The organism is Mycoplana sp. BE70, assembly GCF_031455855.1.
GTDB lineage: Bacteria > Pseudomonadota > Alphaproteobacteria > Rhizobiales > Rhizobiaceae > Mycoplana.
Genome location: NZ_JAVDTM010000006.1, coordinates 341,140 through 360,241 on the forward strand (window position 1 = coordinate 341,140; position 19,102 = coordinate 360,241).

Sequence of the window (19,102 nt, forward strand, 5' to 3'; positions counted from 1 at the left end):
GGCGTCGCTGTGCTCACAGAGGGTATGGCCCGACATGCGAGACGGGAGGAATGATCTGAGGATGACCAGAACGCCCAGCGTTGGTGCGGCCCTTGAGCGCTGGCGCGAGCGACACTTGCGCATTCTCATGCTGGCGCCGACGCTCTTGATCCTCGCCGGGCTGACGCTCTTTCCGACCATCTACATGTTTACCGCAGCGGTGCAGAAGGTCAGTCCGGATCCGGATGTGCCGCGCGAGTTCATCGGGCTTGGCAATTTCACGCGCATGCTCTCCGACCCGGAACTCCACCTGGCGATCAAGAACACGGTGGTCTTCACCAGCGTGGCGGTGACGCTGGAATTCTTGCTGGGCCTTGGCCTGGCGTTGCTTTTCGACAAGTATATCCACCGGCTGACCTTCCTCAAGACGGTCCTGCTAGTGCCTATGATGATCCCGCCGATCGCCGTCGCGCTGACGTGGAAGCTCATCTACCAGCCGCAGTTTGGCGTCCTCAACGAATTGATGTTTCGCCTCGGATTGCCTTCCCAGGCCTGGGCGGGCGATGTCAGCCTCGCCATGGCAACCATCATCGCGGCAGACGTTTGGGAGTGGACACCATTCATCTTTCTGCTGATGTTGGCCGGCCTGGCAAGCCTGCCAAGCGAACCCTATGAGGCGGCACAGGTCGATGGCGCATCCGCCTGGCGGCAGTTCTGGGACCTCACCATTCCCTTCCTGAAGCCGGTCATCGCCATCGCGTTGCTTCTACGCATCATGGATGCGCTCCGGCTGTTCGATCTGGTGTTCATTCTCACCGTCGGCGGGCCGGCGGGGGCGACCGAAACACTCAGCCTCTACATCTTCAAGATCGCCTTCACATTCGTCGACATTGGCTATGCCGCAGCAGTGTCGCTGGTGGTGCTGTTCGTGACGGTCGGATTCAGCACTTGGTTCATAAAGCGCCTACGACTGGTCGATTGAGGAGACGCTGGATGGAAACGCGACCACGGTATCGCACCATTGGCGGGATACTCCCGATGCTGGCCTATTTGGCAATGGCCTTGGCGCTGTTCATCACCGTCTTCCCCGTCTATTGGCTTGCCCAGAACTCGATCAAGCTCGACATCGACATTTTCGCCGTGCCGCCGGTGTGGTTCAATTTTTCACCGACCCTCAAGCACTATGAGGCGGCCTTCATAGGGCAGCCATTTCTGATTTACGCATTCAACAGCCTGATCATCGCGATGGCGACGACGATCGTCTCGCTGATCTTCGGCACCATGGCCGGCTACGCCCTGGCTCGCTTCCAGTATCCTGGGCGCTGGCGCTACCAGATCTCGTTCTGGATGCTGTCGACACGCATGATGCCGCCGATCGTGACGATCATCCCGCTGTTCATCTTCTTCAATTTTTTCAACTTATTGAACACCAAGTTCGCCGTCGTCGTGGCCTACACTGCCTTCAACCTTCCTTTCGTGACCTGGATGATGAAGAGCTATTTTCAGGATCTTCCACCGGAACTGGAGGAGGCCGCGATGGTCGATGGAGACACGCGCTGGGGCGCCTTTCTTCGGATTGCCCTTCCGCTGGCGCGGCCGGGCATAGCTGCGACGGCGATCTTCAGCCTGATCCTTTCCTGGAACGAGTTCCTGCTTGCGCTGATCCTGACCCAGACGGAGCGATCGATGACGCTGCCGGTCGGCATTTCCGGCCGGGTGACCCAATACACCACGCATTGGGGCGAGATCAGCGCCGCCGGCTTCCTCGCCAGCGTCCCGATCATCGTCTTTGCGCTGCTCGTCCAGAAGCATCTCGTGCGGGGGCTGTCCCTCGGCGCGGTGAAGGGGTGACATCATGGCGTCCGTCACCTTCAAGAACGTCTACAAGAAATTCGGTGAATTCGTCGCGGTGGCTGACTTCAACGTCGAGATCAGGGACAAGGAGTTTCTCGTTCTGCTCGGACCTTCCGGTTGCGGCAAGACGACGACGATGCGGATGATCGCCGGTCTCGAGGAAGCCACCTCGGGCGACATCTACATCGGTACGGATCGCGTCAACGGCCTCCTGCCCAAGTATCGCGACGTCGCGATGGTCTTCCAGTCCTATGCCTTGTATCCGCACCTGACCGTAGAGGACAACATCGGCTACCCGCTCAAGATCCGCAAAATACCACTGGCTGAGCGCAAGCGACGCATAGCCGAGGTCGCACGGCGGGTGGAACTCGATTCGATGTTGTCCCGCCTGCCGAAGGAGCTCTCCGGCGGCCAGCGCCAGCGCGTGGCGCTGGCCCGCGCCATCGTCCGCACCCCGCGCGTGTTTCTCATGGACGAGCCGCTGTCCAACCTCGATGCCAAGCTCCGCACCCAGATGCGCGCGGAACTGAAGCACCTTCAACATGAACTGCAGGTCACGACGATCTATGTCACCCATGACCAGATCGAGGCGATGACGCTGGCCCACCGCGTGGCCGTGATGAACAAGGGAATGATCGAGCAACTGGGAACGCCGAGGGAAATCTACAACAATCCGCGTACGCTTTTCGTTGCTGGCTTCATCGGCTCGCCGCCGATGAACCTCATACCGGGGGAGGTGAGGGACGGGGTGTTCTCCAGTGGCGGCTTGCAAGTGGCGGGTGTCGGGCGCGCAAACATCTCCCCCGCCGTGCTCGGGGTCCGTCCGGAGGATGCCCATGCGGTCGAGGTCGACGAAGCCGACGTCAATCTGGTTGCGCCGATCTTTGCGGTCGAACTCACCGGCGAGAACACGCTTGTCAGCGTGCGGTTGGGCGGCCAACTCATGACCTTGCGCGCCGACAAGAACTTCGCCGGCCAGATCGACCAACAGATCGGGGTCAAGATCGCGACCGATCGCGTATTTCTGTTCGATGGAGAGACGCAGGATCGTGCTGACTTTTGACAAGTGGACGGCAGTGATGGTGGTCATGGTCGGCTTCGGCGCGACAGCTGCCGATGTCGGCCCGATTGCCGGCAATCCGTTGATCGAAATTCCGGCCGGTGCATTTGTCTTTGGACGTAACGATGGTCTTGAAAACGAACACCCGCGCCAACGGATCGAAGGGCAGGGGTTTGCAATCAACCGCACCGAGATCACCAATGGGCAATACCGACGCTTCGTCGGTGCGACGGGCCGCCGCCCGGCCTTCTACGCAAGCCACCCGCTCCTGGGGCTTGATAACCGCCCGGTCGTCGGTGTGAGTTGGGCGGATGCGAACGCCTTCTGCCGCTACTATGGTTTGGCGCTGCCGTCGGAGCAGCAATATGAGAGGGCCGCGCGGGGAACGGCAGGTGCCGCATTCCCGTGGGGCGCGGCCGCACCGGACGCTACGAAGGCAAACGCCGGCGCGAAAATCTGCTGCTCCGGCGACGAAAGCGACGGCTATTCGATGACGGCGCCGGCAGAGTCCTTTGCCGAGGGCGCAAGCGAGGAGGGGGTGCTCAATCTTGTCGGCAATGTCTGGGAATGGACCAGCGGTGTCTATGCGCCATATGGGTCGGCGGCAACAGCGACCAGCGCCGGGACATATCGCGTGCTGCGCGGCGGCTCCTGGAACAGCGATCCGAAACACCTGACGACGACCTATCGCCTGGCCTATGATCCAGAATTCCGTTTTTCCGCCAATGGTGGCTTCCGATGCGTCCGCTCCGCGCCCTGACAATCGTCACGGGATTTTTGCTTCTGGTCGCTGGCGCCGGCGCCGAGCCGAAAGTTGCTCCCGGCTATCGGTTCGAGACGGTCAGCGTGCCAGGCGCCGTCTTCGGCGGCTTGTCGCGCGACGGCGATGCGCTGCTCTTGACCGATCTCGCCAGCGGCCGGCTCTACCGACGCGGCCCGGACGGCGGGCTTGAGGCATTCGGACCTGTTCTTCCCCACGGCCTCGACGTGATCGGCGACCCGACCGGTCCCTATAGGGTTGTGCGCGCCGGCCGTTCTCTCATCGTTGCCCAGGGGTGGACGCCGGTCAATTCCGGCGAGAGCCCGCTTGACCATGCACTCATCGCGATCGACGCAGCGGATCAAGCCCGTGTCGTCAGTAGCGATTTCTGGAATCCGTTCGACCTCGTGGTCTCCGGTGAATCCTACTACGTGATCGACTCCGCAAAAAACAGCGTCGAACGCGTGTCGGCGGATGGCCGGAAAGAAACGCTCTTATCGTTCCGACGCATGGAAGCGGCGGCTACGACGCTGCGCAGCCTTTCACCGACCGAGTTTTCCAAGGACGAGAGCTATGAAGTCGACGCCGTTCCGACCGGAATTGCCCTTCGCGACGGCCGCCTATATGTGACACTGTTCGGCGGCTTTCCATTCCTTGCGGGCGCCGGGAAGGTCGTGTCGACACCCGAGGCCGGCGGGACGTCAAAGCCGCAGCTTGCAGTCGAAGGGCTCAATGCACCCGTGAGTATTGCTTTCGATAGTGATGGAGGGATGCTTGTTCTCGAACACGGGATCTATGACCAGAAAGAGGGATTCCAGAAGGGTAGCGGGCGATTGCTCAAGCTCGGTAAGACGCCGCTCCCCCGGGAGGTCATCCTCGACGGTCTGACGCGACCGGTGTCCGTCCTCGCCTGGGACGCGCGGCGGCTTGTGATTTCCGAGCTCGGCGGCAACCTTTACTTTCTGACACGTCTATTGGCTCGCTGATGCACTGACGCTGCGGCCGTTCAACGGTCCATTGGAATCTTGATCTTCCAAGAAATCATCATCCTGATGTCGTGGATCCTTACGATTTGCAATCGCTTTAGCGATTTATGGCGGGCCGGGAAGAGCCTTTTAAGCGGTAACCGATGCCACGCCCTCCAGTTCCATGGCATGAGTTATAGCGGTCCTTCCTATCGCTCGCCCTAGCCACCTTTCGTGAGCAATAAAAAACAATTCTATCGATCAGAAGCCTGGAGGTGTGCGGGTAGGACGCGAGCCGGTACTCTGTCGGTGTCGAAGCATTAAGACGAAGCGGGCGATTGGCCGGCACGTCGAGCGCAGACCGAGTCCACGCCTGCCTGCACCACAAGATAGACCGTAAAGCCGGTACGCCGGGCAAACTCCGTCATGCCGGGCCGAATTAACTGGGACTGCAGTTCCAGCCGCTCCTGCCGATCCTGCCGCTTGGCCAGCAGGGTCCCTACGGTATCTGCCGGCATCCGACCTCTAGCCCCGGGACTTGGGCGCCGGATGCCCTCTGGTGCCCTTCACGATGCGGCCAATGCGGGAGCGTTCTTCTGATGGCCATGATGTTCGTGCCTTCCAAGGGCGCGTCAGCCACAATTCTGTTGAAGACCCCGACAGTGCGGATCTGGCTCTGGGCGCTGAAGCGCTGGCTGAGGTCGTCGCCAGCTTGAAATCGAAAAGTCATCGGAGTCTTACGCGGCGAACCTGATGTCACCGGGATAACCCTTCTGGGTTTTCCGGACTGCTGATTGGCGTTCGCACGATCGTCGTCATGACTGTCGGGCAACCCGTCATGAAACTCAGGACACCGTCTCTAACGATCTGCTCGAGATCGGTGGGCGTCGGCGTTGCGTAGATGAAACGGCGGATCGCAAGGTAGAATATGCGGCCATGCAGGCCCCAGAAGAGCTCTGTTTCACGTTCTGACAAAGAGACTTCATCGCAGGACGGCAGACCAAGTTCGTGCCGCAGTTCCCGGCAGGCCGGTTCGACGATCTGCAGCCGGACGATGTCCAGGTAGCGGGTTGTGATGTCGAACGTCTTCAGGCCGGAGAAGACGAAGATCCGGACCCAGTCATAGTGAAAAACCCGTTCAACATATTGCAGGTAGAATTCCGTCAGCCGCGCCTCAAGTGATCGACTGCGGTCTGAGATGAGCCCTGCCCAGTTCGCGTCCCAGCGGCTGAGGTAGATATGTTCGTAGACACGCTCAATCAGGGCTTCCTTGCTGGGGAAATGGCGATAGATCGCCGAATGGGTGATGCCCATGCGCTTGGCGAGCTCCCGGGTCTGGCCCTCGAAGCCATGTTCAGCGAAGAAGCGGACAGCCTCTTCCAGAATGACCTGCTCACGCTCGTTCGCACGCATGTAGTGCTTGGGTCTGTTGGCCCCCGACTTCCTGCCGTCTTTTCCAGATGTCTGCTGTTTCGTCATCTGACCTGCCCAAAAACGTGCCGACCTACGAATGCAACCGCACGACTCTTTCTAACCCGGGCAATGTTCAACTGCAATTGAGACCATCTGGTAATTTTTCTTGACGCCTCAATGCGACGTGTGGTTATTGTAACCAACTGGTCACAAATTAGCGTGGTCATCGTGGGGGGGAAATTGAAGGCGAGGGCATTCGACTATGTGCGACCGCAATCCGTCGGGGATGCCATGAAGGCGTTCGCCGCGGCAGACGGTGATGCCGTGTTTGTCGCTGGCGGGCAAAGCCTTGTACCCGCGCTGGCTCTGCGCTTGCAGGGGCCGGCACTTCTTGTCGATATCGGTCGGCTCAAGGAGTTGGAGGGGCTCTCGCTTGAGCAGGGCTTTTTGCGTATCGGTGCGGCAACGAGGCATTGTGAAATCCTGACGTCTGACCTTGTGCGGACGCATGCGCCGCTGCTCGCGGAGGCTGCCCCTCACGTCGCCCATCCGGCTATCCGCAACAGGGGGACTTTTGGCGGCAGTCTGGCGCTCGCTGACCCTGCAGCGGAGTTTCCAGCAATGGTGCTTGCACTTGATGCGCTCATCGAGATCGCGTCACCTGAGGGCGTGCGCCGCGTGGCTGCGGAGAATTTCTTCATCGACCTCTATGAAACCGCCCTTCAGCCGGGTGAGGTGATCGTCGCGGTTCATATTCCGGTGTCGAGCGGCGACACGCGTGCAGTCTTCGACGAACTGGCGAGGCGCAGGGGCGACTATGCCATCGTCGGCGCCGGCGTGAACGCGCGCTTCGATGGCTCGACGGTCGAGCATATGCGTATCGCCTTCCTTGCAGTCGGCTCCACCCCGATACGCGCGCGTTCGGCGGAGCAGGCCTTGCTCGGCCGCTCCATTGATGCCGACACTATTTGCAAGGCTCAGGATGCCCTCGAGAGCGACCTGGATCCAGCCGACGACGACCAGATTCCGGCGTCGATGCGCCGGCATCTGGCGCGCGTGTTGCTCGGGCGCCTCCTGGATCGGTTGGAGGCAATCGGATGAAAGTTCCGGTCTCTCTCGAAATAAATGGGGAAACGGTCGAGCGCCTCGTCGCTCCGAGGATGACGCTTGCCGACTTCCTTCGGCAGGAGATCGAACTGACTGGTACCCATGCCGGTTGCGAAATGGGGGTTTGCGGCGCTTGCCTCGTCCTGCTGGACGATGTGCCGGTGCACGCCTGCCTGATGTTCGCCGTTCAGGCGGATGGAAGTGCGGTCGAGACGATCGAGGGGCTTACGACGCGCCAAGCGATCGCCGATCTCCAGGGGAATTTTCACGAACGAAACGCCCTCCAATGCGGCTTCTGCACGCCCGGAATGCTCATGAGCGCCTATGGACTTTTGTCAGCCGGAGGGGTGCCTAGCCGGGACGAGATTCGCGATGCCCTGTCCGGAAACTATTGTCGTTGCACCGGGTACGAGGCGATCGTCGATGCCATTGAGACGACGGCCAAGCAGCGATGCGCAACGCCGGCGGAGGAACGGTCATGAGCGCCCCCTTCTCCCTCGATCGGCCCAACTCCTATATTGGCCGATCCGTCTCGCGGCCCAACGCCAAGCGCCTGCTCGAAGGCAAGGGCCGCTATGTCACGGACTTGTCTCTTCCGCGCATGCTGCATGCGGCGTTTGTCCGCAGCCCCTACGCCCACGGACGTATCCTGTCGCTCGATACGGCGGAAGCGGCAACACTGGCAGGGGTCCGCGCCGTGCTGACGGGCGCAGACCTCGCGAAGATCTGTACCCCCTGGGTCGGTACGCTCGAGCACTTCAAGAATATGAAGTCGCTTCCCCAGCTTCCGCTCGCGGTTGAAAAGGTTCTCTGGTCGGGGCATCCCGTCGTCATCATCGTCGCAGATAGCCGCGCCATTGCCGAAGACGCAGCCGAACTGGTGATGATGGAAGTCGAGGAGTTGCCGGCGGTCTCCGATCCATTCGAGGCGCTTTCGAAATGCGCCGAACTGATTTCCCCGGAGCTCGGCGACAATCTTTGCTTCAGCAGCCAGATCGACAGCGGCGGCGTGGATGACGCGTTTGAAGCCGCGGCAGTTGAAGTCGGGCAGGACTTCATCTTTGGAAGGCATACGGCCGTCACGCTCGAACCGCGCGCGATCGTCGCCGACTACGACTCAAGCGAGAACAGGCTGACCGCCCATCATGCTACCCAGACGCCTTACCAGTTCCAGGACGTCTACGCCCGGCATTACGGCATTCCGGACGGCAACGTCCGTGTCATCGCCCCTGACATCGGCGGATCCTTCGGGATGAAGCTGCATGTTTATCACGAGGAAATGGCCGTCGTCGGAGCGTCCGTTCTGCTTGGTCGACCAGTGAAGTACGTCGCCGATCGGATGGAGGCCTTTACGTCGGACATCCATGCCCGCGACCATCGCGTGCATGCCCGGCTCGCCGTCGCCGCCGACGGGAAAATCACCGCCATGGACGTCGACGACATCACCGCCGTCGGCGCCTTTTCAAGCTATCCGCGCACCAGTGTCGTGGAGGGCAACCAGGTGGTCCGCCTCATGGGCGCCCCTTATGATTTTTCTTCCTACCGTGCTCAACTGTCCGTGGTCTTCCAGAACAAGGTGCAAACCAGTCAATACAGGGCCGTCGGCCATCCGATTGCCTGCGCGGTCACCGAGTGTCTTGTGGATTCGGCTGCGCGCCGGCTGGGACTGGATCCTTTCGACATTCGGGCGCGCAATCTCATTCCGGACGACAGCTATCCGCGTCAGTCGCCGACGGGCTACCAGTTCGAGCAGCTCTCGCACGAGGTCTGCCTGTCACGGCTGAAGACGCTCATGGACTACGACGAACTTCGCCGCGCCCAGGCGAAGCTGCGGGAACGGGGTGTTCTGCGCGGCATCGGGATTGCGCTCTTTGTCGAGATCACGAATCCGGGGCCGGCCTTCTATGGAGTGGGCGGTGCCAGAATCTCGGCGCAGGACGGCGCGATCATCAAGCTGACGCCTTCCGGTGACGTACATTGTGCGATCTCCGTGACGGAGCAAGGGCAGGGAACGGAAACGATCATCGGCCAGATCGTTGCCGATCAGCTCGGCGTTGCGCGGGAAACGGTGCGGGTGATGACCGGCGATACCGACACGACGCCGCATGGCGGCGCCACCTGGGCCTGTCGGGGAGCGGGCATTGGCGGTGAAACCGCGCTGCAAGCCGCACGCAGGCTCAAGGCCAATCTGCTTTCCATCGCAGCCATCATATTGCAGGGCAACGCTTTGAGCCTCGATATTCGCGACGGCTGGATCGTCAATGCGGACGACGGCCAACAACGGTTCAGCCTCCCGGAACTCGCGCGCATTGCTTTTTTCCGCTCCGATACATTGCCGGCTGGAACGCAGGCGCAGCTTTCCGTAGCGCATCATTTTGCACCGCAAGGCTATCCATTCGCCTTCACGAACGGTGCGCAGGGTTGCCTCGTGGAGGTGGATGCCGAGACCGGCTTCGTGAAGGTTCTCAAGCATTGGGTCGTCGAGGACTGTGGACGCATCATCAACCCCCTCCTCGTGGACGAACAGATCCGCGGTGGCGTGGTGCAGGGGCTCGGCGCGGCCTTCTTCGAGGAGTGTCTCTACAACCAGGACGGACAGCTGACCAATGGCTCGCTGGCCGACTATCTCGTGCCGATGGCCTGTGAAATGCCGGATATCGTGATTGCCCATGTGGAAACACCCACCAGAGACACGGAACTGGGCGCCAAGGGCTGTGGCGAGGCAGGCACCGCCGCCGCATCCGCAGCGGCCATGAATGCCGTTAACGACGCACTCGCGGGCCGCGGGGCAGAGATTGCGCAGATACCGATGACACCGGCGCGGGTTCTGAGGGCGCTTGGTGCAATCTGAATGAAATCCGAAGTCAGGGAGGAGAATAGGATGACGAAGGGTATTGAAAGGCTGGGGGCGTTGCCACTCACCCGCCGGGCGGCACTCGTTGGACTGGCAGGTGGTGTCAGCGCGCTTTCCATGCCATGGATAGCGCGGGCGCAGGAAGAGGCAATCCGTATCGGATTTCCCACGCCGCTCACCGGGCCATTCGCAGCGGAAGCTAACGATCAGGTTCGCAGCGCCGAGCTGGCGGTCAAGCTTGCCAACGAGAAGGGTGGCATTGCCGGCCGGAAGGTCGAGCTGCTCGTGCGCGACGACAAGCTCAACGCCGGCGAAGCCGCTACGCGCACGCTGGAGCTGATCGAGAAGGACAAGGTGCATGCGATCGTCGGTGCCTTGTCCAGCGCCGTGCAACTCGCGGTAAACGAGGTGACCCGCGCCCGCAACATGCTCTATATCTCGATTAGCCAGTCCGACACGATCAACGAGGTGAAGGACTTCAGTCCGTACACCTTCCATGAGGCGCTGAACCCGCACATGACGACCGCCGTCGTGGCAAAGCACACTTTCCAGAAAGGCTCCAAGGTCGCCTATCTGGTTGCGGACTACGCCTATGGACATGAGATGCTGCGTGGCTTCAAGCGTGCGGCAGAAGCCATCGGCGCTGAAACGGTCGGTGAAATCCTGCATCCGTTCGGCGCCCCCGACTACTCCACCTTCATTCCAAGCATCCTGTCGATGCGCCCGGACATCCTCTGCATCTGCAACTTCGGCCGCGACCAGGCGAACTCGCTCAAGCAGGCGGTTGATTTCGGCGTGAAGGATCAGATGAAGATCGTCGTGCCTGTCCTGCTGCACAATCAGCGGATTGCGGTCGACGCTGAGGTGTTCGAGGGCGTCGTCGGCGGTGCGAACTATTACTGGGGCCAGGAAGAGACCGTTCCGTCGGCGAAGGCTTTCAACGACGCGTTCCGAAACGCCTATGACGGAGCCGTGCCGACCGACTATGGCGCCTATGGCTACACAAGCGTCGCCTCGCTGTTGATGGCGATCGAGGCGGCGGGCGGGACCGACACCCAAAAGGTGATCGCCGCGTTGGAAGCGCTGAAATACGACGTTGCCAAGGGCGAGCAATACTATCGCCAGTGCGATCACCAGTCGGTCCAGTCGGTCCTCGTCCTCGAAGCCAAGGCCAAAGCCGACATGATGAGCGACGTTGACCTCTTCAAAATCGTGGCCAACGAGCCGGCTGCCGAGAGCATCCTTCGGAGCTGTTCCGAGCTCGGTTTTTCAAACTGACATCGAGAGGCGGATGAGGACATGACAGTCGAACTGATCGCCATGCAGCTGTTTTCGGGCCTTGCCCTTGGCGCGATCCTTATCATGGTTGCGCTGGGGCTCTCGATCATCTTCGGCATGCTGGGTATCGTGAACTTCGCGCACGGTGCCCTCTTCATGGTGGGGGCCTATGCCGGGCTCTATGTGGCGGGCCTGTCGGGGAGCTTCTGGTGGGGGCTCTTGATCGCACCCATTCTGATTGGCGCTTTCGGCATGCTCATCGAGCGCTTCCTCATCCGCCCGCTTTACGGCCGTTCGCCCGACGATCCACTGCTGTTGACCTTCGGGCTCGGCTACGTGCTGGTGGAGGCCGTGCGCATCTTCTTCGGCACGGACGGTATCCCGTTCTCGACGCCCGCCCAGCTTCGCGGCGTCGTGGATCTCGGCATCGGCTTTTTCCCGGTCTATCGCCTCTTCGTCGTTGGCGTCGTCGTGCTCGTGCTATTGCTGCTCTGGCTCGGTCTCGAAAAGACGAAATTCGGCCTGATCGTGCGTGCGGGCTCCGCCGATCCATTGATCATGCGTGTGCTGGGCGTCGATATCGGCAGGTTATGGCTGATCGTTTTCGGCATTGGCGTCGGCATCACCGCGTTAGGCGGGGTGCTTGCCGCGCCGATGCGCAACGTCAGCCCGGAAATGGGATCGCTCGTGCTGGCGGAAGCCTTCGTGGTGACGGTCATCGGGGGAATGGGATCGCTTGCGGGCGCCGTCATTGCGGGCCTCGTCGTCGGGGTTGCCGTCAGCATGACATCACTCTTCGCACCGGAAATGGCGACCATCGTGATGTTCGCGCTGATGGCGCTGGTCCTGCTCGTCAAGCCGAATGGCCTCTACGGCCGCGCCGCGCCCGGCCTTTGAGGAGAAATCGACATGACCGTCGCACAAAACACCACACCCGCATCCGATGGGACCGCGCGTCCCTCGATACAGACCTCGAACTTTTCTCGCTGGCGCGTGCCGCTTTCCATCCTGGCGTTATGCGTCCTGCCCTGGATCCTGCCGTCGCAAGCGCTGGCGGTCAACGTCCTCATCTATGGCCTCGTGGCCGTCGGTTATAACCTGCTCTTCGGCTATACCGGGCTTCTCTCTTTTGGCCATGCCGCCTTCTTCGGCGTCGGAGCCTACGTTACGGGCATCGCCATCGGCGCGTTCGGCATGCATTGGTTCGTCGCGATGGTGACGGGCGTTCTTGCCGCGGGCGTTCTCGCCATCGTGATGGGCGCGCTGGCAATCCGGACCCGGGGGATCTATTTCTCCATGGTAACGCTCGCTCTTTCGCAGCTCGTCTACTACACCGCGTTGCAGGCGTCTTCCTGGACGGGCGGAGAGAACGGATTGCGCGGCTTTACCGTCAGCACCCTGAATTTCGCCGGTCTCTCGGTCGATTTCCTCAATCCGATCACCAAGTACTATGCAATCATGGTCGTCGTGGCGCTGGCACTTTGGTTCGTGTCACGTGTGCTGAATTCCCCCTTCGGCGCCGTGATCGAGGCGATCCGCGAGAACGAGACGCGGGCGCGCGCCTGCGGCTACAACGTCGAGCGGGCAAAGCTTCTCTCCTTCGTCCTATCCGGACTGCTTTGCGGTCTCGCCGGTACACTGTCGGCCATGCACCTATCGATCGTGCCACTCGATTCGCTGCACTATCACACCTCTGGTCTGATCGTGATGATGACGCTGCTCGGCGGCGCCGGAAGCTTCTTCGGGCCCTTCGTCGGTGCCCTAGCCTTCCTGTCCATGGAAGATATCTTTTCCCTTTGGACCTCCCATTGGCAGATCATCGTCGGCATCATCTTTATCCTCTTCGTCCTCTATCTGCCGAAAGGCATCTGGGGAACCTTCGTCTCCTGGAGGGCAGGCCGATGACCACACCAATCATGAGCGTGACAGATATCGGCAAACACTTCGGGGGCCTGGTGGCACTCAAGGGTATAACGGCCGACTTCCGCGAAGGTCAGATCACCGCGATTATCGGTCCGAACGGTGCCGGCAAGAGTACCTTCTTCAACATACTCTCCGGTGCCCTGAAGCCGTCGACCGGAACGCTCAAGTTCCGTGGAACCGATATGGCTGGCGTTGCCCAGCATGACTATGTCCATCGCGGCATTGCGCGATCCTACCAGATCACCAACATTTTCCCGAACCTTTCCGTTCTGGAGAACGTTCGTGTTGCAGCACAGGCGTTCCGGTCGCGCTTCAACATCTGGACCGATCGCGGCACACTCCACGACGTCGAAGAAAGGGCGCAGAGGACGCTCGTGTCCGTCGGACTTTCTGCCAAGTCCGACACGCTCGCCAAGTTTCTTGCGCATGGGCAGCAGAGGGCGCTGGAGATCGCGATATCGCTGGTTGCCGAGCCAGCGCTTCTCCTCCTCGATGAGCCGACGGCTGGTATGGGACCGGAAGAAACCCGAGAGATGGTGACGCTAATCGAGAAGCTCGCCGCCGAACGGACAATCCTTCTCGTCGAGCACAAGATGAAGATGATCCTCGGTCTCAGCGACCGCGTGCTCGTGCTGCATCACGGCCAGCTGTTGGCCGACGGAACACCGAAGGAAATCCAGGCGAACGCCGAAGTTCGCCGCGTATACCTGGGACAGAACGATGGCTATGCTTGAACTCGACGGCCTCAACGGCTGGTATGGCGCAAGCCATGTACTCCACAACGTTTCGTTTTCGGTAGAGCAGGGCGAAATCGTCGCGCTTGTCGGGCGCAACGGCGCCGGAAAGACGAGCATCATACGGTCGATCATGGGATTGATGCCGCGTACGACCGGTACGGTGCGGTTTGATGGTAAGAATATCGAGGCGATGAAGGCGCACCAGCGCTATGCGATGGGTCTCGCCTATGTACCGGAGGAGCGTCGCATCGTCCGCGGCCTCACCGTTCTCGAGAATCTCCAGCTCGGCCTCGTCGCCGATCGCAAGGTGATCGACGAGGCGAGGGCGATCGAGGAGATCGCGCAAAGTTTCCCCCGCCTGCAGGAACGCCTCAACCAGGAGGGCGTCACGATGTCTGGTGGTGAACAGCAGATGCTGGCGATTGCGCGTGCGATGATCGCGCGGCCGAAGATGATCCTACTCGATGAACCCTCGGAAGGCATCATGCCCGTTCTCGTCGAGGAGATGGGTGCGTTGTTCCGCCGGTTGCGCGAACAGGGAACGACCCTGTTGCTGGTGGAGCAGAACGTTGAATGGGCGCTCAACCTGGCGGATCGAGCGGTGATCGTTGACCAAGGCGAAGTCGTCTACCGGAGCGATGCGGCGACGCTGCTGGCCGACAAGGATATTCAGGAGCGGTACTGCGCGGTCTAGCCGGAGCATTTTCGCTCCGGTCTCAATACGAAATGAAACAGTTTGCAAGCCCGCCGGTTTTCACCGTAACGGGCGGGAGGAAGCTATGGAAATTGCTGGCCAATATCATCTGGGTGCACCTCGTGCGCAGATCTGGGAAAGACTGTTCGATCCGGAGGTCCTTCGCGTGTGCATACCCGGTTGCAAAGAACTGACGCAAGCCGGGGAGAATAGCTTCGATGCGAAGGTGCAGCTGAAGATCGGCCCCGTATCGGCAACCTTTGCGGCGACCGTCGAGATCGTCGATATCGACGCCCCGATGAGCTGCCGGATCGTCGGCAAGGGAAATGGCGGCATTGCAGGGTTTGCCAAGGGCGACTGCGTCGTCAACCTCGAAGAGGTGGGCGCGGCCACTGTTCTTACCTATAAAGCCAACGCGGAGATCGGCGGCAAGCTTGCCGCGCTCGGTGGCCGACTGATCCAGGCAACCTCCCGCAAGCTTGCTGACCAGTTCTTCGAAACGTTTTCCAACGGTATCGTAGAGTTGTGAGCGCGCGCCGAGATCCCTGCTGATACGGCGCCCCCGCGGTCAAGGCTGATGCCGCGGGCGCGCGCCGCCCTCGGCAAACGGACGTCGATTGTCCATGCCAAGCCTTCCTTGGGGGTATCACACGCTGACGCTGTCATGAACCTGCCGAAAGGGGATATCTCAAAATCTGCATTGGGTAGATGCACGCAAGACCTCGTTCATTCAGATCTGCTACGTGGCTGGTGGTGTTGGTCCGGCGCTTATGTGACGTTGATTGATGCCAGATTAACTGGATCTGTTGGCTGGTAATCGGCAGTCATGATTCGACTGCAGTTAGTTGCAAGCGCCACCGCTCGAATGCAGGCACGTGCGCCAGTCATAAGCGCAGGCAGTTTGGCATCGCCTTCAATAATATTTGAGAATTGGCGATCTTGTTGCTGTCATGAACTCATGCTGGCAGGCTTCGTACAAGTGCAGAACGGCCGGATTGTCTTGCATGAAGTTTGCCATCCCGAAATATACTTGCACCGATGCCAGATCGTCGAGGTCAATGCTGCGGGCGCGGGTGTCTCCGGGGTGCACGCTCCATGCAGGGAGGATGCCGAAACCGAACTCCTCTTCGATGCAGCGCTTCACGCTCGTGCTGCTGGAAACCGAAATGGGTGAGGCAATATCTATGCCTTTGAGCTTGAGAAAATCAAGGGCAAGGTTACGTAGGGTCTGCCCGGGCTCATGCGTTACGAAAGGGCGCCCCCTGATCCATTCGACGACATCTTCCCGCGATGCTGGAGCACCCCAAGACGCCGGGTAAACCAAGCTGAGCTTGTAGCTGCCGAGAAGCCGCTGAGACAGGATGGGATCGCCGAAGTACCGCTCGGAGATGAGCACGTCGACATCGCCGTTTCTGACGAGGTCGGAGAGGGCGGTATCACGCTCGTAAAACGCCAGTTCGTAGTCCGGGTATTTTGTCCGGAACTGCGAAATTATGTTCGGAAACATATGGAGGAAGAACCCTTGGGGTACACCGATCCGGATGACTGCGCGTTGCTTGTCGATCAAGGTCTTGATCCGCTCGAGCATGACATCGAGCTCCGGATTTAGTATATTAAATAATATAGTTCCCTTCGGCGTTAGTGTAATTCGCTTCGCGCCTTGTTCGGAAACAATAAGCTTACTTTTAAGTATTTGTTCAAGCCTGCGGATATGGTTTGCTACCGACTGGTAGCTCAGGTTCAGTTCGCGCGAAGCCGCCGAGAAAGAACCGTGTTTCGCGAGATGATAGAAGGTCTGGACCAGTGTCAGGCTTGGCTTAGCCATTTTGCTCCTATCCGCATATGTACTGGGCCACCTGCACGGTTACTGGATGCCGCGCCGGTGCAACCGAAGAGCTGCCTGCCTGAGGATGGATACTCGCTTACCGCCTCTGCAGACTACAAAATTTCGCAGAAGCGTGTTCCAGTTTCTTGTATCGACATGCCCGCGACGCCTATGCCAGCTTTAACCTCACTGTGCAATCGCGGATACGGGTTTTGAAATGAATGGTGCGGCAGCCCTCGTAAAAATGCTCTCTGACTATGGCGTCGAGGTTATTTTCGGCGTTCCCGGAGATACGAACGTCGCCCTCTACGGCGCGCTCAAGTCCGTGGAAGGCGCGCCGCGCCATGTGCTGTGCCGCGACGAGCGCTCGGCCCTTTTCATGGCCGATTGCTATGCGCGGATTTCGGGCAAGCCGGCTGTCGCGGAAGTACCGAGCGGTGCTGGGGCCATGTATGCGCTGCCTGGCGTGGCGGAGGCCAACAAGTCGTCCGTACCGGTGATCCTGCTGGTCAACGACATTCCCCGCGCCGGCGTGGGGAGGGGCACCCTGACGGAACTGCCGATCGCGGAGCTCTTCCGTCCCGTCGCCAAGCATGTCGAGACCCTCCCGTCCGTCGCCAAGCTGCCCGAAATCGTCCGGCGCGCTTTCCGTCACGCCACCGCGGGCTGCCCTGGTGCAGCCGTGCTCGCCTTGCCCGAGGACATACTCTACGAGGAGATGCCGGAGGCGAACGTTTCCCTGCATGTCGAACCTCAGTGCCGCGTTGCACCTTCCTATCGCGTTCAGCCGCAGCCCGACGCCATGGCGGCAGCGATGACCGCGCTGCTGGGCGCGCGCAAGCCGCTGATCGTTGCCGGCGGGGGCCTGAACCGCTCCGGCGCCTCCCTCGCGCTGACAGCCTTTGCCGAACGCATGCATATTCCGGTCGTTACAACGATCACAGGTCAAGGTGCCGTTCGCGACGACCACGACCTCAGCATCGGCATTATCGGCGACAACGGGTTCCACCCGCACGCCTTGTGGGCGCTGGAGAATGCCGATCTCGTCGTCTACGTTGGCTGCCGCATGGGCTCCGTCGCCACCATGAACTGGCAGCGCCCGGCCCAGGATACCCGATGCAAAATTGTACAGATCGATTTGGCCTCCGAAACCATTGCCAACACCTATGAGGTCGACTTCCCCATCTCCGGCGATGCCCGCGCGGTGCTCGAGGCCATGCTCAATGCGGTTGGTCCGCAATATCGTCCGCAACTGTCCTCCTGGGTTGATGACATCAACGAGCGCCGCAAGGAGTTCTGGGATCACGTCGCCTCGATGGTCGCGCAAGAGAGTGTACCCATCCGGCCGGAATTTGTCATAGAGACGCTCAACCGGCATCTGCCGACGCCCTGCAACGTCATTTCCGATGCCGGCACGCCCACACCCTATTCCACCCGCTTCCTGAAGTTCCGGGACAACCAGTCGCGGCTCGTCATCCCCCGCTTCTTCGGCGGACTGGGCTATGCGATTCCGGCTGTGATCGGTGCCTACTACGCTGCGCCGGAAGTTCGCCCCGTCGGCCTGTTTGGCGACGGCTCGCTCGGGATGTCGGCCGGCGAACTGGAGACCCTGTCCCGGCTGAACATTCCGGCGGTGTTGGTTCACTTCAACAATGCCTGCTTCGGCTGGATCAAGGCGCTGCAGCGTGTGACGGGCACGGGGCAAGCGAATGACGGCACATTCAGCGTCGATTTCAATGCCTACAGTATGGACAAGCTTGCCGCGGTCTATGGCATCCGTTCGTTCAGGGTCGAGACCCCCGAGGAGTTCGAAAGCGCTGTGGTCGAAGCCTTCAGCCATGACGGCCCATGCTTCATCGATGTTGTTGTCGAATCCATCGCGAATCGCCTACCCCCCGTCTATTCATGGCTGAAGAAAACAGGTGTGAACCCCGTCGCACTTGAAGAAATGGCCTCGGTATAGCCGGCGCAACAGCGGATCGAACAATATGTATGCTTGGGATTTCCAGTTCCTCTGGAGCTATCGATATCTGCTTGCCGAAGGCATCGGCGTCACGATCGGTTTTACGATCGCTGTCGTCATCCTAGGTATCATCGCCGGCCTGGTCATGGGGCTGATGATGCTGTCGCGGTTCGCGGTGCTCCGGTTCATTGCAGCCACCTATGTGGAACTGTTCCGCTGCACACCGTTGCTGGTCCAACTGATCTGGATCTACTACGCGCTGCCGATCCTGTCGGGGATTGAACTGTCCGGCATATCCGCCGGATTGCTTGCCCTCTCTCTATACGGCGGCGCGTTCTACGCCGAGATCATCCGCGGTGGCGTGGTATCGATCGATGTCGGCCAGAGCGAGGCCGGCATGGCCTTGGGTATGACGCCCTTCCAGATCATGAAGAAGGTGGTCCTGCCGCAGGCGCTCAAGCGTATGGCGCCGCCGATGCTGAACCAGTCGATTATCCAGCTCAAGAACACGTCCCTGATCTCGATCATCGCCGTGCCGGACTTGCTCTATCAGGGTCAGATCATCGCCCATGACAGTTACAAGCCGCTTGAAGTGTACACCGCCGTTGCGCTCGCATATCTGGCGATCCTCTTCCCTTTGACGGCGTTGGCGCGCTACGGCGAAAAAAAGCTTTCAGTGAGGGATTGAGC

Annotated in this window: 18 protein-coding genes; 16 read left to right on the forward strand and 2 right to left on the reverse strand. The window is 60.4% G+C overall.

All coding sequences use genetic code 11. From position 1 onward, the window contains the following. Positions 1–61: 61 nt before the first annotated feature. Genes J2Y48_RS13765 through J2Y48_RS13785 form a run of 5 tightly spaced genes read left to right on the forward strand, consistent with a single transcriptional unit; the run spans position 62 to position 4,639 of the window. Entirely contained in the window at positions 62–961 is a 900-nt protein-coding gene (locus tag J2Y48_RS13765) for a sugar ABC transporter permease (RefSeq protein ID WP_310418759.1), read from the forward strand. An 11-nt stretch (positions 962–972) separates the two neighbouring features. Next, positions 973–1,830, forward strand: coding sequence for a carbohydrate ABC transporter permease (locus J2Y48_RS13770; protein WP_310418763.1), 858 nt, complete (start codon positions 973–975; stop codon positions 1,828–1,830). A gap of 4 nt (positions 1,831–1,834) precedes the next feature. Beyond that, positions 1,835–2,896, forward strand: a complete 1,062-nt coding sequence (locus J2Y48_RS13775; RefSeq protein WP_310418766.1) for a sn-glycerol-3-phosphate ABC transporter ATP-binding protein UgpC — start codon at positions 1,835–1,837, stop codon at positions 2,894–2,896. Between the two features lie 16 nt (positions 2,897–2,912). Continuing rightward, a complete protein-coding gene (locus J2Y48_RS13780) occupies positions 2,913–3,653 on the forward strand; it encodes a formylglycine-generating enzyme family protein (RefSeq protein ID WP_310418893.1) in 741 nt (246 codons plus the stop codon). Then, the gene (locus J2Y48_RS13785; protein ID WP_310418768.1) at positions 3,632–4,639 is read left to right on the forward strand and encodes a ScyD/ScyE family protein; all 1,008 of its coding nucleotides are present in this window, start codon (positions 3,632–3,634) and stop codon (positions 4,637–4,639) included. Before J2Y48_RS13780 ends, J2Y48_RS13785 begins: the two co-directional genes overlap by 22 nt. A gap of 735 nt (positions 4,640–5,374) precedes the next feature. On the opposite strand, the gene J2Y48_RS13790 is transcribed toward J2Y48_RS13785, so the two are convergent. Beyond that, a complete protein-coding gene (locus J2Y48_RS13790; RefSeq protein WP_310418896.1) occupies positions 5,375–6,031 on the reverse strand; it encodes a TetR/AcrR family transcriptional regulator in 657 nt (218 codons plus the stop codon). A gap of 240 nt (positions 6,032–6,271) precedes the next feature. Here J2Y48_RS13790 and J2Y48_RS13795 point away from each other — a divergent pair, with 240 nt between their 5' ends. The 9 genes from J2Y48_RS13795 to J2Y48_RS13835 all read left to right on the forward strand — a co-directional run bounded on the left by J2Y48_RS13795 (position 6,272) and on the right by J2Y48_RS13835 (position 15,153). After that, entirely contained in the window at positions 6,272–7,132 is an 861-nt protein-coding gene (locus J2Y48_RS13795; RefSeq protein WP_310418771.1) for a xanthine dehydrogenase family protein subunit M, read from the forward strand. Beyond that, positions 7,129–7,620: a 2Fe-2S iron-sulfur cluster-binding protein gene (locus J2Y48_RS13800; RefSeq protein ID WP_310418774.1), complete on the forward strand. Its 492-nt coding sequence runs from the start codon at positions 7,129–7,131 to the stop codon at positions 7,618–7,620. Before J2Y48_RS13795 ends, J2Y48_RS13800 begins: the two co-directional genes overlap by 4 nt. Further along, positions 7,617–9,989, forward strand: coding sequence for a xanthine dehydrogenase family protein molybdopterin-binding subunit (locus J2Y48_RS13805; RefSeq protein WP_310418777.1), 2,373 nt, complete (start codon positions 7,617–7,619; stop codon positions 9,987–9,989). Before J2Y48_RS13800 ends, J2Y48_RS13805 begins: the two co-directional genes overlap by 4 nt. Before the next feature lie 30 nt (positions 9,990–10,019). Further along, entirely contained in the window at positions 10,020–11,270 is a 1,251-nt protein-coding gene (locus J2Y48_RS13810) for an ABC transporter substrate-binding protein (RefSeq protein WP_310418780.1), read from the forward strand. Positions 11,271–11,291: 21 nt separating this feature from the next. Next, complete coding sequence (locus J2Y48_RS13815; protein WP_310418783.1) at positions 11,292–12,167, forward strand: branched-chain amino acid ABC transporter permease; 876 nt, start codon at positions 11,292–11,294, stop codon at positions 12,165–12,167. Positions 12,168–12,179: 12 nt separating this feature from the next. Continuing rightward, positions 12,180–13,175 carry a branched-chain amino acid ABC transporter permease gene (locus tag J2Y48_RS13820; protein ID WP_310418786.1) on the forward strand — a complete coding sequence of 332 codons (996 nt, stop codon included), beginning with the start codon at positions 12,180–12,182 and terminating at the stop codon, positions 13,173–13,175. Further along, on the forward strand, positions 13,172–13,927 hold the full coding sequence (locus J2Y48_RS13825; protein WP_310418789.1) for an ABC transporter ATP-binding protein: 756 nt from the start codon (positions 13,172–13,174) through the stop codon (positions 13,925–13,927). Before J2Y48_RS13820 ends, J2Y48_RS13825 begins: the two co-directional genes overlap by 4 nt. After that, on the forward strand, positions 13,920–14,624 hold the full coding sequence (locus J2Y48_RS13830) for an ABC transporter ATP-binding protein (RefSeq protein ID WP_310418899.1): 705 nt from the start codon (positions 13,920–13,922) through the stop codon (positions 14,622–14,624). Before J2Y48_RS13825 ends, J2Y48_RS13830 begins: the two co-directional genes overlap by 8 nt. A gap of 85 nt (positions 14,625–14,709) precedes the next feature. After that, positions 14,710–15,153, forward strand: coding sequence for a carbon monoxide dehydrogenase subunit G (locus tag J2Y48_RS13835; RefSeq protein ID WP_310418791.1), 444 nt, complete (start codon positions 14,710–14,712; stop codon positions 15,151–15,153). 384 nt (positions 15,154–15,537) lie between these two features. Here J2Y48_RS13835 and J2Y48_RS13840 read toward each other — a convergent pair whose 3' ends face one another. Next, positions 15,538–16,449, reverse strand: coding sequence for a LysR family transcriptional regulator (locus J2Y48_RS13840; protein WP_310418794.1), 912 nt, complete (start codon positions 16,447–16,449; stop codon positions 15,538–15,540). A gap of 217 nt (positions 16,450–16,666) precedes the next feature. On the opposite strand from J2Y48_RS13840, the gene J2Y48_RS13845 reads away from it, so the two are divergent. Both J2Y48_RS13845 and J2Y48_RS13850 read left to right on the forward strand, forming a co-directional pair. Further along, positions 16,667–18,412 carry a thiamine pyrophosphate-binding protein gene (locus J2Y48_RS13845; protein WP_310418797.1) on the forward strand — a complete coding sequence of 582 codons (1,746 nt, stop codon included), beginning with the start codon at positions 16,667–16,669 and terminating at the stop codon, positions 18,410–18,412. Between the two features lie 25 nt (positions 18,413–18,437). Further along, on the forward strand, positions 18,438–19,100 hold the full coding sequence (locus tag J2Y48_RS13850) for an amino acid ABC transporter permease (RefSeq protein ID WP_310418800.1): 663 nt from the start codon (positions 18,438–18,440) through the stop codon (positions 19,098–19,100). The last annotated feature ends 2 nt before the right edge of the window (positions 19,101–19,102 follow it).

Coding starts and splice junctions, on each gene's coding strand:
- J2Y48_RS13765 (WP_310418759.1), top strand. CDS start 62: ATGACCAGAACGCCCAGCGTTGGTGCGGCCCTTGAGCGCTGGCGCGAG.
- J2Y48_RS13770 (WP_310418763.1), top strand. CDS start 973: ATGGAAACGCGACCACGGTATCGCACCATTGGCGGGATACTCCCGATG.
- J2Y48_RS13775 (WP_310418766.1), top strand. CDS start 1,835: ATGGCGTCCGTCACCTTCAAGAACGTCTACAAGAAATTCGGTGAATTC.
- J2Y48_RS13780 (WP_310418893.1), top strand. CDS start 2,913: ATGGTGGTCATGGTCGGCTTCGGCGCGACAGCTGCCGATGTCGGCCCG.
- J2Y48_RS13785 (WP_310418768.1), top strand. CDS start 3,632: ATGCGTCCGCTCCGCGCCCTGACAATCGTCACGGGATTTTTGCTTCTG.
- J2Y48_RS13790 (WP_310418896.1), bottom strand. CDS start 6,031: ATGCGTGCGAACGAGCGTGAGCAGGTCATTCTGGAAGAGGCTGTCCGC.
- J2Y48_RS13800 (WP_310418774.1), top strand. CDS start 7,129: ATGAAAGTTCCGGTCTCTCTCGAAATAAATGGGGAAACGGTCGAGCGC.
- J2Y48_RS13805 (WP_310418777.1), top strand. CDS start 7,617: ATGAGCGCCCCCTTCTCCCTCGATCGGCCCAACTCCTATATTGGCCGA.
- J2Y48_RS13810 (WP_310418780.1), top strand. CDS start 10,020: ATGACGAAGGGTATTGAAAGGCTGGGGGCGTTGCCACTCACCCGCCGG.
- J2Y48_RS13815 (WP_310418783.1), top strand. CDS start 11,292: ATGACAGTCGAACTGATCGCCATGCAGCTGTTTTCGGGCCTTGCCCTT.
- J2Y48_RS13820 (WP_310418786.1), top strand. CDS start 12,180: ATGACCGTCGCACAAAACACCACACCCGCATCCGATGGGACCGCGCGT.
- J2Y48_RS13825 (WP_310418789.1), top strand. CDS start 13,172: ATGACCACACCAATCATGAGCGTGACAGATATCGGCAAACACTTCGGG.
- J2Y48_RS13830 (WP_310418899.1), top strand. CDS start 13,920: ATGCTTGAACTCGACGGCCTCAACGGCTGGTATGGCGCAAGCCATGTA.
- J2Y48_RS13835 (WP_310418791.1), top strand. CDS start 14,710: ATGGAAATTGCTGGCCAATATCATCTGGGTGCACCTCGTGCGCAGATC.
- J2Y48_RS13840 (WP_310418794.1), bottom strand. CDS start 16,449: ATGGCTAAGCCAAGCCTGACACTGGTCCAGACCTTCTATCATCTCGCG.
- J2Y48_RS13845 (WP_310418797.1), top strand. CDS start 16,667: ATGAATGGTGCGGCAGCCCTCGTAAAAATGCTCTCTGACTATGGCGTC.
- J2Y48_RS13850 (WP_310418800.1), top strand. CDS start 18,438: ATGTATGCTTGGGATTTCCAGTTCCTCTGGAGCTATCGATATCTGCTT.